This window comes from Acinetobacter tianfuensis (assembly GCF_003611465.1).
Classification (GTDB): domain Bacteria; phylum Pseudomonadota; class Gammaproteobacteria; order Pseudomonadales; family Moraxellaceae; genus Acinetobacter; species Acinetobacter tianfuensis.
The window spans coordinates 24280-37354 of sequence record NZ_RAXV01000015.1 but is presented as its reverse complement, the minus strand read 5'-3'; the positions used below and the strand labels follow the sequence as shown (position 1 = coordinate 37354).

At 42.0% G+C, this 13075-nt stretch carries 9 protein-coding genes; 4 read left to right on the top strand and 5 right to left on the bottom strand.

The window, feature by feature from the left end; translation table 11 throughout:
- Positions 1-27: 27 nt before the first annotated feature.
- The gene (efp, locus tag D7V32_RS08265; protein ID WP_120402416.1) at positions 28-597 is read right to left on the bottom strand and encodes an elongation factor P; all 570 of its coding nucleotides are present in this window, start codon (positions 595-597) and stop codon (positions 28-30) included.
- Between the two features lie 366 nt (positions 598-963).
- On the opposite strand from efp, the gene epmB reads away from it, so the two are divergent.
- Genes epmB through D7V32_RS08250 form a run of 3 tightly spaced genes read left to right on the top strand, consistent with a single transcriptional unit; the run spans position 964 to position 5893 of the window.
- A complete protein-coding gene (epmB, locus tag D7V32_RS08260) occupies positions 964-1980 on the top strand; it encodes an EF-P beta-lysylation protein EpmB (RefSeq protein ID WP_120402415.1) in 1017 nt (338 codons plus the stop codon).
- Positions 1981-1994: 14 nt separating this feature from the next.
- The gene (locus tag D7V32_RS08255) at positions 1995-3743 is read left to right on the top strand and encodes a GTPase (protein WP_120402414.1); all 1749 of its coding nucleotides are present in this window, start codon (positions 1995-1997) and stop codon (positions 3741-3743) included.
- Positions 3725-5893 (top strand): EAL domain-containing protein, encoded by a 2169-nt coding sequence (locus tag D7V32_RS08250; protein WP_120402413.1) that lies wholly within the window; start codon positions 3725-3727, stop codon positions 5891-5893. The genes D7V32_RS08255 and D7V32_RS08250 overlap by 19 nt, the downstream gene beginning before the upstream one ends.
- 135 nt (positions 5894-6028) lie before the next feature.
- Here the strand turns inward: D7V32_RS08250 and rpmE are convergent, their stop codons facing one another.
- From rpmE to D7V32_RS08230, 4 genes are all read right to left on the bottom strand, one after another.
- Positions 6029-6256 carry a 50S ribosomal protein L31 gene (gene rpmE, locus D7V32_RS08245; RefSeq protein ID WP_120402412.1) on the bottom strand — a complete coding sequence of 76 codons (228 nt, stop codon included), beginning with the start codon at positions 6254-6256 and terminating at the stop codon, positions 6029-6031.
- A 239-nt stretch (positions 6257-6495) separates the two neighbouring features.
- On the bottom strand, positions 6496-7488 hold the full coding sequence (locus D7V32_RS08240; RefSeq protein ID WP_120402411.1) for a bile acid:sodium symporter family protein: 993 nt from the start codon (positions 7486-7488) through the stop codon (positions 6496-6498).
- A gap of 156 nt (positions 7489-7644) precedes the next feature.
- The gene (gloA, locus tag D7V32_RS08235) at positions 7645-8046 is read right to left on the bottom strand and encodes a lactoylglutathione lyase (protein WP_120402410.1); all 402 of its coding nucleotides are present in this window, start codon (positions 8044-8046) and stop codon (positions 7645-7647) included.
- Between the two features lie 2 nt (positions 8047-8048).
- Positions 8049-10202, bottom strand: coding sequence for an AmpG family muropeptide MFS transporter (locus D7V32_RS08230; RefSeq protein ID WP_120402409.1), 2154 nt, complete (start codon positions 10200-10202; stop codon positions 8049-8051).
- 180 nt (positions 10203-10382) lie between these two features.
- Between D7V32_RS08230 and D7V32_RS08225 the strand changes: the two genes are divergently transcribed.
- Positions 10383-13022: an ATP-binding protein gene (locus D7V32_RS08225; RefSeq protein WP_120402408.1), complete on the top strand. Its 2640-nt coding sequence runs from the start codon at positions 10383-10385 to the stop codon at positions 13020-13022.
- Positions 13023-13075 lie beyond the last annotated feature (53 nt).

Here is a 13075-nt window from a genome sequence, read left to right as displayed (position 1 = left end):
TTTCGATAATAGTCTATTTATAAACCATTATGCACGTTCTAAATAGTCACCAGTACGAGTGTCTACACGAACGCTTTCTTCTTGCTGTACGAACAATGGAACACGTACCACAGCACCTGTTTCAAGTTTCGCAGGCTTACCGCCGCCGCCTGAAGTGTCACCGCGTACACCTGGATCAGTTTCAACGATTTTTAACACAACGAAGTTCGGTGCAGTTACGTTCAATGGCACGCCATTAAATAACATAATTGTGCATTTTTCGTTAGAATCGTCTTTTAACCATTTAGCAGCATCACTCATTGCTGTTTTGTCAGCTGCGATTTGCTCAAATGATACAGGATCCATGAAGTTCCACATTTCGCCATCGTTGTACAAGTATTCCATTTCTACTTCTACAATGTCAGCCGCTTCTAAATTTTCACCAGATTTAAAAGTTTTTTCCAACACTTTACCGCTGCGAAGGTTACGTAATTTAACACGGTTAAACGCTTGGCCCTTACCAGGTTTTACGTATTCATTTTCCATGATTGAACATGGGTTGCCGTCAAGCATAACCTTTAGGCCAGACTTGAAATCATTTGTAGAATAATAGGCCATGACTGGCACGCTCCAAACTTACTAACTTTAATCTATGAATGCATTAGGCCCATTGCGCATATAAAATATGCGGGCTTAAAACTGATGCAGAAGACACGTATTGATTATTTTAACATTCTATAAAAGCAAAACGAACAAATTCCAGCATAAAAATGCAATGAATGACTGTTTGCTGCCTAAGGCGCATGCGAAAGAACCAGAAACGGTTTCCCTTCACGCTGCGAATCGCTAAAATTATGCCATACTTCTTTGCATAGAAATATGGTCCAGCCCCATCCCTTGCACTCAACACACCAGATCAATAGGACGGCAATGCTGCATATGACTTGCCTAACGCTATCCATCACGTATTTTTAAACACACAGCATGATAAACTATTTATACCAAGAGCAAAACTGGCAATCTCAACTCAGTGATTTAATTACAGATCCTGCAGAACTTCTCGATTTGCTCCAGCTTTCTCAAGATGAATTCCTCGAAGGCGCTAAACTGGCAGCTGAACAGTTTAAATTACGTGTGCCGCGTGCATTCGTCGGAAAAATGAAGGCTGGCGACCCTTTTGATCCGCTGCTGCTGCAAGTGCTTCCGCACCATTTGGAAACAGAAGATCATGAGGGTTTTGTCACAGACCCTCTAGGTGAAGAACAAGCCAATCAGCAGCCAGGGGTCCTGCATAAATACAAATCCCGCTTTTTACTGACCCTGACAGGCGCATGTGCAGTACATTGCCGCTATTGCTTTAGAAGACATTTTCCGTATCAGGAAAACCTGCCCAAAAATGAAGATTGGCTTAACATTCAGCAATATATACAAAGCCAGCCTGATATTAATGAAGTCATTTTAAGCGGCGGAGATCCGCTCACCTTAAATAACCGCAAAATAAAACTCTGGATTGAAAGATTAGAGAGCTTGCCGCAGCTAAAATTTTTGCGAATTCATTCACGGGTTCCTATCGTAATCCCCAACCGTGTCGATGAAGAGCTTATTTCCATATTAAAAAACAGTAGGCTACGGGTTATTCTGGTGGTACACTCAAACCATGCATTAGAACTAGATGATTTCACTTGCCATCAGCTTTCCAAGCTGGTCAAAGCGCAAATTACTGTACTGAACCAAGCAGTATTGCTCAAAGGGGTGAATGATTCTGCTGACGTTTTAGTCAAATTAAGCAGCCGCTTATTTGATGCTGGCGTTATGCCATACTATTTACATGTTCTTGATAAAGTAAAAGGCGCACATCATTTTGATCGTCTGCCACAAGACATAGATGAGATTTACAAAGAGGTTTTAGCGAACTTACCAGGCTATTTGGTTCCTAAACTTGTTCGGGAAATTGCGGGCGAAAAAAACAAAACACCGCTTTTTGGGGTTTCAACTTTTTGAGTTAAATAATAAAGATGACTAAGCGCACTTCAGATATATTTCAGAATTCGACTGAACTAAAACTGGATAAACTCAGTTTTTGTCCTACAAATGCAAAAGGTTTGCAGGAATGGCTGAACAATATCTCCATATTACAACTGGGGACTTCGTCTAAATCCTTATTTAACGCGCTGCTTGAAATTTCAGAACTCAAATGCCAGGAAATGCTCCGCTTTGACCTGATTCAAATTTTGCATCCAACACTGGAAAATGTGCTGACCAGCCTCGAAAAGCATTTTGCCAATCATAGTTTGATTACCACTGACCGCAATGATCAAATTATTGAACTTGCCATGCTGCTGCGCAGTTATTTCGCAAAGATATATATTGATATTGCCATGCGCTGCAATACTCAGCTCAGCCAGCAAAAGTTTTCAATTTTTTCATTCGGCCATAAAAAAAGTCTGCAGACAGCCAGAACCGCTTCAATTTATTATGCCCTTCAGCAGCTGGCTTTGTTGCTGTACCAGCAGCATATGCTTTACACCACGCCAATCCCGAGCCAGTGGCGCGCTGCGCACCAGCTGATTGATTACGCTATTCAAAATAATTTTGATCAAACCAATATCAATCAATTACTTGGTACACAGCATGAGGTAAACACAATTGCACAAGTCTATGCACAGCTCATTTTATTGGATATTTTCAATACCAACCAAATCCGCCCTGCAGAAATTCAAGGCTTGTTTATGTGCAGCGCAGACTGGGCAAAACTGATTCAAATCATGCCGAAAGAAACCACGCTTTCGCGCTATATTGTGGACAGCTCAAAAGACCATCCGCCTATTTATAATTCGCATCAAGCATCACACTACAAAGCCAATATTTTTATTTCCACACAGAACCTGCCGGATCATTTAACAGAAACACAAACTAAAAATGGCCAGTATTTATCTAAAAATGAAAAACTGTTTTTAACGCCTGCACTGCATTTCCATATTCATAATCTGCTCATTAACAATATCGAGCGTAAGCATGAACGTTATGAATACTCTGCAGATATCAATATTTGCTTCAGTCTTGCCGTTTCACATTTTTACCTCTCTAAAGGCAAAACTTTGCAGGAAACGTTACAGCTGGATAACAGCTATCAAATGCAAAGTGAAACTGGCTTTTTAAATTCAATGGACAGCAACAGCTTGAATACCAATGTATCCAATGCTAAGGCGCTGGACCGTGAATCAAAACAAATTCACAGCGCAGAAGTATTGGATATCAGTGTTAACGGTTACCGTATTAAATGGACTGGTGAAACCCCTGCCAATTTAAAAACTGGCGAGTTTATTTTGGTACAGGAAAATGCCAAAAGCTTATGGCGCGGCGGTGTGATCCGCTGGATTAAACAATCTGCTGAAAAGAGCCTTGAATTGGGTCTAGAGGTTCTATCTCAAGATCTGTACCCATGTTCTGGCCATATCCGTACAGATCTTCATACCCACAACTATCAGCCCGCTCTGCTGATGCAGACCTCTCAGCTGGATCAAGTATCTACAACGCTGATTCTGCCTGGTTCCAACTTATTTAGAGAAAAACAAACGATTTACCTGCGTTTAGGCAAAGAAGAATTAAAAGTTTATTTAACCAAAGCGCAGCTGATTACGCAGAGCTTTATCCGTTTTGAATATGAATTATTAAATGATCAGCAAGAACACCTGATCTCCGAATTTATCAGCAAACAAGCGAATGAAACGAAAAATCACGATTTATGGGAAGCATTGAAGTGAGAAATCCATTATTGTCCAAAAAGTTAAAACATACGGAAACACGTTTACTCATTATCGATGACAATCAGATACGTTATAACCAAATTCGTGATCTGCTGACTGAAAGTGAGCACCAAGTTGAAGCTGTTTTACTTGATGATTTACATGGTTTTGAAAAGCAATTAAACCTGAATTGGGACTTGGTTATTTTCGGCCGCGCTTATGATTTAAAGTATGAACAAGCGCTGAGCCTGATCCGCTTGTCCAAGCAGCCGAATTTACCGATGATTTTACTTAAGCCTGATGATTATCAGGCTGAGCAATATCCTGCTTATATACATAAAGGCATTTACGATATTCTAAACCTTGAATATCAAGACCGTTTTTACTTAGGTTTAGTCCGCGCACTGTCTTTCAGCAGGCTAATGCAAACTCAAACACAGCTGATGGATGAATTAGAAACTGCCCAGACTCAGGCTCAGTCACTCGTTGTAGACAGCCACAAAGCAGTTGCTGTCATTCAAGAAGGCATTCATATTCAAGCCAATGCCGAATATTTAGCATTGTTTGGCTTAAAATCTGAAGATGACATTATTGGGCTGCCATTACTAGACTTGCTTCAGCCAGCAGAACTCAGCAGCTTTAAATCACGCTTTAAAAAGATCAGCCAAGGACAATTAGACCTAGGCCGTTTCGATGTCGAATCATTACACGCAAATGTTGCCAGCCATAATCCTTTAAAACTCGAATTCATCTCTGCCGCTGAAGAAGATGCACTGCAAATTGCAATTGATATTGGCAGCGCCGGTACCAAAACAGAAGCAGCTAACCCCGCTGTAAAACCAAATGCTTTTCAGCTCTTTAAACGGACAATGACGAAGCAGCCCGCTAAAGTAAATGCCTTAGTACTGTTCTCCTTGGCCGCTGCGCCAGAGCAGATCTTTAAATCAGACTGGGCAACCCTGAAAGATTATTTCGCGCAAGTACACAGCTTTATCAAAGAGCAAACCAATGCGCCTTTGTTTAAATTAGATGCTGGCGTAATTGCTGCCTTATTTCAAGCCGAATCACAGACAGTACTTGAATCTAAACTGATTGGTTTAAGTTCTTTAAGCAAACCGCAGCTGATTAATGTAAACAATCAGAGCTTAGCGCTCAATCTGCGTTTGGGTTATAGCCTAGTGGAAAGCGAACTGCAAAATGAAGATATTTTCGATCAGCTTGTCAGTAAAGCCTATATCACTAAACTTCCGCAAAATCAGCCAGCGCCTGAACTGGAAATTTCTATACCGGAAATTCAGTTCGCTCCAACTCTTGAGCCTATTGCTGCGCCAATCACAGCTAAAGAATCCTCTATTCCTGCCATCAGTTTTCAAACGCCTGAAGCAGCCTTTATTCCTCAAAATGTACTGAATGAACCTGCTGTAATTAAAGCGCTGCGCGGCTCTCTGGAAGCTGGTGAAATTCATCTTAAATATCAGCAGCTATATGACAAAGAAGACCAAAATATGTATACATATGAGGTCACTAGCGGCTTCATTTTTGAAAACAAATGGTGTGATATTTCTGAGCTGAAAGAGTTATCGGAAGATGCAGAACTGTCGATCAAACTTGACCGCTGGATTATGGTTGAGTCATGCAAACAGCTGCACAATTTCATTACCCAATACCCTGATGCAAAACTGATTATTAATTTAAACAAAGAAATTTTATTAAAAGACCGTGACTTCCCTGTCTTTATATCAAAATTGCTCAGTATTATCCGCAGCAAGCAAGCCCATCCGCTCATCCTGCAATTTGCCGAAGATGATGTATATCAAAACCTTGCTCATGCGCAAAAAACAATTGTAGAACTTCGCCGCAATGGTGCTGAAATTGCAATCCGTGACTTTGGCAACTCGATGTTCAGCAGCACACTGCTGGAGCAAATTGATGTAAATTGCCTGACATTACATCCAAATCTGACCAACATGCTGGCAACAGATAAAGCCTGTGAAGAGCTGCAAGTTAAAATTGCGGGTTTCAATGAAGTCCGCCCTGCTCTTATTATGCTTCGCGGTTTAAATGATATGACACTGTTTGCCAATGCTTGGAATGTAGATGCCCGCTTTATTCAAGGTGATTACTTCCAGAAAAAACTGGATCATTTAATTGATGTTCAGGACCAATAACTCATCTCATCCTGAATGTTAAATAAAAAGGCGCAGTCATAACTGCGCCTTTTTTTACTTAAGTTAAACTGCTGCAAGTACTTAATTAAGAATAAAAAAAAGCAGGCTGAAAGCCTGCTTTTTTCGTTTTGGATATTAACCGCGTTTGATAGAACGTGACATACCAGCAAAACGTTGTTTGAATTTATCGATACGGCCGCCAGTGTCAACGTTTTTCTGTTTGCCAGTGTAGAATGGGTGGCAAGCTGAGCATACGTCTAGGTAGATAGATTCTTTACCTAAAGCTGAACGAGTTTCGATAACGTTACCGCATGAGCAAGTAGCAACTAATGTTTCGTATTTTGGGTGAATATCGGCGCGCATCGTCGATTACTCCATAAAGTTTAAGAAGGTTTTGCTGTCATCGCAATTGGCCACTCTCCATTAAATATGGAGGACATGCCTAAGGCAGACCAACACCACAACAGACCATTCTTTTGGCCCACCGAAACGGATACCGTCAGGGCTAAGCGCAACAAGTTGAGGCATATTATAGCCGAAGCCAGCACATTAATAAATAGAGCAAACCAAATGAAATCTTTCAGCTCACCACAGCAAACCGATTAAGTTTGCTCTAGCTCTATAGCTTCTTCTTCTGGCTGCTTAGACCAATAGTTTGCAATCACACCGCAGACCATCAGCTGAATCTGATGAAAAATCATAATTGGCAAGACAATCATTCCTAAAGGCTGGCCAATAAATAAAATTTGCGCCATAGGAACACCGCTGGCTAACGTTTTCTTTGACGCACAGAAGAAAATTGCTTTTTGATCCGCATTATTAAAGCCCAGCCAGCGCGGCACAAATAAAGCCATCAGCATCGTGATCGTCAATAGAACCGAACAAGCGAATATCAGCAGCATCAACGTCTTGCCGCTGACTTGGTTCCATAACCCTGCGGCAACTGCACTGCTGAATGCTCCATACACCACCATTAAAATTGAACCCTGATCAAATACTTTTACAATCTTGGGCATTTTTTGCATATATGGAAAAACATACGGCCTCAAAAGCTGGCCCAAAATAAACGGAACTAACAGCAGAAGCGTAATTTGGATAATCGATGAGGTCGGATCAAAATCATGCTGTGTCTGCCCAAGGATGAAAAAACTCACCATCACTGGAGTAATGAACATACCGATAATATTTGAAAATGACGCACTGCAGACAGCACTCGCGACATTCCCCCGAGCAACGGATGTAAAGGCAATAGATGATTGAACTGTAGACGGCAAGAAGCACATAAATAAAAAACCCCAATATAATTCCTGCCCTAACATTGGAACTAAAATGGGTTTAGCCATCAAACCTAAAATTGGAAAAACGGCAAAAGTGAAAGCAAATACTAAGCTATGCAATTGCCAATGCATCAGTCCTTGAACTACAGCCTCACGGGACAATTTAGCCCCATGTAAAAAGAATAAAATTGCGATAGCAGCTGTTGTAATGATGCCAAAAACATCTGCAGCCTGCCCTGATATTGGAGCAATAGTTGCCAATACCACCATAACCATGAGCAATATTGTAAAACGATCCAACGCCAATAGTTTTAACATATCAACATCCTGTCATTATGATTATTCATAAAAAAGCCCAGAGACTTCTTTACCTTTAGGTAAACTCATCTTACTGGGCTAAATAATTAAAGCTAGTCTTTAGCGGATATGTTCAATATTTATTTAAGTAATATTAAAACAATTCCACCTGTTCACTTAATTATTACGGGCATTTTGATCTTGCTGAATCAGCTCAATTTTATAACCGTCTGGATCTTCAACAAAAGCAATCACTGTTACACCGCCTTTCATTGGACCTGCTTCACGCACGACATTGCCGCCGCGCGCTTTAATTTCTTCACAGGCTTTATAAGCATCATCGACACCAATTGCGATATGGCCATAAGCGTTGCCCAATTCATAACTGTCTGTATCCCAGTTATGGGTTAATTCAAGCACAGTATGATTGGCTTCATCGCCATAGCCGACAAATGCCAATGTAAAACGACCTTCTTCATAATCACGCTTACGAAGCAAAGTCATACCGAGTACTTCGGTATAGAACTGCAAAGAACGTTCTAAATTGCCTACACGTAACATGGTATGCAGCATGCGCATTGTTATTCACCTTTTCCGTTCAATTGTGCGTTATTATGATCACGCAGTAATTTTCCAACCCAAACCACTAAAATCAAAATTGGAATACCAATTAAGGTTGTCATCAGAAAGAAGTTTGGATAGCCGATGTTGCTGACTATAGTACCCGAATAACCGCCTAAAATCTTAGGTGTCAGTGTCATGAGTGAGCTGAAAATAGCATATTGCACTGCTGTAAATGACACACTGGTTAAACTGGATAAAAAGGCAATAAAGGCAGCGCCTGCTAAACCGGAGGCCAAGTTATCTACAATAATGGCAAAATACAGCCAAAGTGAGCTGTAGGATTTGATGACCTTGCCCTTAATTTCAACAAGCCCGTTTTGTGCATTATTCAGCTGAATCGGCTGTATATCAATATCTAATACGCCAGCCATATTGGCAGAGCCATTCACGCTGTAACGATGTGAAATGCTGCTGACCACAGCGGTATTTTCCAGCAGCTTGGCCTGTATGGTTTGTTTATCGGACTTCACCAAAGCTTCTGCAGGAATAGCCGCAGTAAAGATGCCTTCTTTGTCCAGTTTGGCATCATAATCCTGACCATCCAAGCTGAACTGCAGCTTTTGGTTTTCACCGAGTGTTTTTGCATATTGTCCGCGTACAACAATGCTGTTTGAGCTTTCATTCGCACTGATCACGTTATCCGCTGTCACAGGTAATACAATCATACCTGAGCTTTGCAATGCACTGAGATATGGCATTTTAACAGTGACAGGTGCGGCCTGTTCTTTTGCATAATCGGCTGTGACTTGAATTTCGCCATAACTTTGTAATGACATTTGCGGTACAAGAATGCTCCAAGCACCTGTTTCATCTGGCTGCGCAGTATAATTCTGCCCTGCTGCTTGAACCGTTACATCTGACAATGGCTGACCTGATTTTACCAGACCAATAAAAATTAAATTGGTTGAACTGGCCAAAACCGCACCGACAAACATCAGTTTCATGATATTCATGCGCTGCGCCAGCAAGCCGCCTAAAAAGCCGCCGACCAAGCTGAAGATTACGCCATAGACTTTTACCGCTTCTGCAATTTGTTCTTTACTGAAGTTTAAATCTTGATAGAACACATTCGAAATGACCCCAGCAATGATGTCTGAAATACGGTAAAAACCAATCAGCAGCAATAGCACCAAAGCCAGTTTTAAGCCATAACGTTTAAAAAAATCAGCAACTGGATTGACCCATGTCTCATAAGCCATTTGCTTGTTGACTGCACCTATTTTCACCAATGCAGAGCCTACAGCTAAAGCTGCTGCGCCTGAACCAATAAAACGCAAAGCTTCTAAACAGAACAGCAAAAATGAATCTTTGACAGCAAATTGCGACTTGAGCGCTTCAACCGCATTGCCAGAAACAACATAACTCAAGACAAAACTGACCACAGCCACAAAGAACACACCGACTAAACGGTAATAATCAAATCGCTTATAATTTTTAACCGCGCGCTCAACTTGAGGCTCACGAATCAATAAAGTGGTCACAATACCTACCAGCATGACTCCAGCCATGGCTAAATATGTCGTACGCCAAGCCTCATAAATATAATTGCCTTTGGCTGTACCTAAATAAGCCGCAAGAAACAATGCGCCTGCACCAGCCACGATCATACCGATACGATAGCCAGCATTGTATGTAGATGCCAACACCGTCTGCATCTCAGTTTCAGCCAGCTCAATACGGTAAGCATCAATGACAATATCTTGTGTCGCCGCTGAAAAACCTAACAGCACGGCACCTGCTGCCATTTGATATAAATAGCTTTGCCCTAACGCTGGATCTGAAAATGCCATAATGGCGATGGCGGCAATAATCAGGCACTGCGCAATCAACAGCCAAGCGCGGCGCCGGCCAAGCAGTTTTGTCAGCACAGGAACCGGCAGCTCATCCACCAAAGGCGCCCAGACAAATTTAAAAGAGTAGCCCAATGCTGCCCAGCTGAAAAATGTGACAGCGCTTTTATCAATGCCTGCCTCACCAAGCCAAAGCGATAAACTGGAAAAAATCAGCAGAATTGGAATACCCGCTGAAAAGCCTAAAAACAGCATGATCAGTGCGCGCTTATCCAAAAACGCTGTAAATGCAGATTTCCATCCTGAAGCTTGTGTTGTCATTACATTATTTTTGTCAAAAACGATTGATGCTATTCAATCGCTTAATTCGCTTTGTTTCAATACAATTTATAATTTACATACGTAATTTTATCGAGAATATCTGTACTCTTGCTTGATCTTTAGCACTAATACTGTATACCTTTAAATTCTGCCGTAATTTATTTTGTTTTGGATTAAACAGTGACTAAAAAACTCGACAATATTCAATCTTCACTCTCTGCCAGCACTGAAACCAAAAACGAACAAGAACTTCAAAAAACCTTAAACAGCGTATTTGATCAACCCGAGATCCAACAAACATTGGTAAAAACTCAACTGAAAGCTGAACAGCTTACGTATTTGACAGACCTGAAAAAAATACCGACTTCAACCAAAAGACTCAAACCGCTGAACAATTTTTTAGGTCAAGACCGCGCACGTGCTTCTGTTGAGGCAGGTATTGCCCTGCCATATTCGGGCTACAACATTTTTGCTGTGGGGACAGCGGGCCTTGGCAAACGCACCATGATTAAACGCTTGCTGCAGCAGCATGCAAAAAATATGCAAACGCCAAATGACTGGGTATACGTCAATAATTTCCAAGCCTCACGCCAGCCGATTGCACTGCAGCTGCCAGCAGGCCAAGCGCCAAAATTTCAAACTCAGCTGCATCAAACTTGGCTGACTGTTTTAAAGCAGCTGGAACGCCGTTTTACGGCTGAAACTTATCATAACAATATTGAGTTGATCCGCCAGCAAACTGGCGATGAGCAAAATCAGGCGCTTTTTGAACTGACGAAAGAAGGCGAAGATTTAGACCTGAAGCTCATTACTCAAGACGATGAACACTGTTTTGTGCCAGTACATGTCATAGACAATAAATTGCAGGAAATGTCTAAAGAAGACATCAATGCGCTAAACAGTAAAGAACGCGCTGAAATTGCGGCCAATATCCGCTATATGGATAAAAAGCTCGATCGTCTCGGCCTGCATTTAGGCAACCTTGAAGATGATGCCCGTGACCAAGTACAGCACTTAAACCGTGATATCGCGAAACAAGTAGTGATGCCGCGTATAGACATGCTGCTGAACAAATTCAGCGAAGTCAAAGGTCTAGAAAATTATCTAAAATACTATGCCGAAGACATCATTAACAATGTTGAAGTGGTGCTGGAACAGGAAGAAGATGACTTCCGTCCAGGCGTATTCAGCCGTGTGCCGTCACGCTACCAAGCGAACATTATTGTGACGCATAAACCAAATTCAGGCGCTCCTGTCATTTTTGATGACTTCCCTACACACTACAACCTGCTTGGCCATGTAGAACAGCTGACACAAAATGGTACGATTACCACAGATTTCACGCTCATCCGTCCAGGCGCATTGCACAAAGCTAATGGCGGCTTCCTTATGCTGGAAGCTGAACAGCTGCTGGAACAGCCTTATGCATGGCAAGGGCTGAAACGCGCATTGAAATCAGGCCAATTAAAATTATCTTCTTTAGAACACATGCTGACGTTAACGGGCAGCATTTCTATTGAACCTGCATCCATTCCGCTAAACATAAAAGTGATTTTGCTGGCAGAACCTGAAATTTACTATGAAATTTTAGAGCTTGAACCTGAACTTGGCAGCGTATTTAAAATCCGTGCAGATTTTACCGATACTCTTCAGCGCAACGAAGAAAATGAACAAGCTTATATGCAGCTCATTGCAGATTATGTGCAGTCAGACAAACTGCTGCCATTTGACCGCACAGCCCTGTCTGCCTTACTGACAGATTCCAGCCGTCAGGCCGAAGATCAAAGTTCTCTGTCGCTGCATGCGCTGACTTTAGGCGATCTAATCCGTGAAGCGCATCATCATGCCGCGCAAGCTGGCGATACCTTAGTTACAGATCAGCATATCAATACCGCGCTGGATCACCGCAAATACCGCTTAGGCTATTTACGTGAACTATACTGGCAAGACCTGTCCCGCGGCACACAGCTGATTGAAACCCGCGGTCACCGCTTAGGTCAAATCAATGCTCTGTCTGTCATTCATTATGCAGATGTTGAGTTCGGCTTGCCTTCGCGCTTAACTGCTTCCGTTTACCAAGGCGGCGGCGACATTTTAGATATTGAACGAAGCGTAGAACTGGGCGGCTCATTACATGCCAAAGGTGTATTACTCATGTCCAGCTTCTTAAAAGCGCATTTTGGCCGTGAACAAATGCTCCACTTCTCTGCAGCTTTAGCCTTTGAACAAAGCTATGGTCAAGTTGATGGCGACAGTGCAACAGTCGCTGAACTTTCCGCACTCATTTCCGCGATTAGTCAGCTGCCGATCGATCAGTCCTGGGCCATTACTGGCTCAATGAACCAATTGGGTCAAGTTCAGCCGATTGGCGGCGTGAATGCGAAAATTGAAGGCTTCTATGATGCCTGCAAATTACAAGGTCTAACAGGCAAGCAAGGTGTGATTATTCCGCGCCAAAATATGCAGCATCTCATGCTGCGCAAAGATGTGATTGAAGCTGTAAAAAATGGTCAATTCCACATCCACGCTATTGATACCATTGACCAAGCCTTAGAAATTTTGATGGCCCGCCCTGTAGGCACATTGGATAAAAAAGGCCGTTACAGCAAAAATTCAATTTATGCTGCGGTTATGGATCAGCTGGAATACTGGCAAGCGCTGGAAGACGGCGCTGAATTTGAAGAAGAAGACAGCAAGAAAAAGAAAAAAAAGAAGAAAGACAAAAAAAAGAAAAAAGCGGAGCAAAAAGCGAAGTCTGACGCGGAGCAGAACAGTGCTGTTGCTGAAAAAACGGAAACAGCTGAAACAAGCCCAGAATAAGGCTTATTTCAGATACAAAAAAAGCGCCTATTAAAGGTGCTTTTTTTTACGCA

Excerpts from the sequence above, each read along its gene's own strand:
- efp (WP_120402416.1), bottom strand. The coding sequence starts at position 597 with ATGGCCTATTATTCTACAAATGATTTCAAGTCTGGCCTAAAGGTTATG.
- epmB (WP_120402415.1), top strand. The coding sequence starts at position 964 with ATGATAAACTATTTATACCAAGAGCAAAACTGGCAATCTCAACTCAGT.
- D7V32_RS08255 (WP_120402414.1), top strand. The coding sequence starts at position 1,995 with ATGACTAAGCGCACTTCAGATATATTTCAGAATTCGACTGAACTAAAA.
- D7V32_RS08250 (WP_120402413.1), top strand. The coding sequence starts at position 3,725 with ATGGGAAGCATTGAAGTGAGAAATCCATTATTGTCCAAAAAGTTAAAA.
- rpmE (WP_120402412.1), bottom strand. The coding sequence starts at position 6,256 with ATGCGCGCCGATATTCACCCAAAATACGAAACATTAGTTGCTACTTGC.
- D7V32_RS08240 (WP_120402411.1), bottom strand. The coding sequence starts at position 7,488 with ATGTTAAAACTATTGGCGTTGGATCGTTTTACAATATTGCTCATGGTT.
- gloA (WP_120402410.1), bottom strand. The coding sequence starts at position 8,046 with ATGCGCATGCTGCATACCATGTTACGTGTAGGCAATTTAGAACGTTCT.
- D7V32_RS08230 (WP_120402409.1), bottom strand. The coding sequence starts at position 10,202 with ATGACAACACAAGCTTCAGGATGGAAATCTGCATTTACAGCGTTTTTG.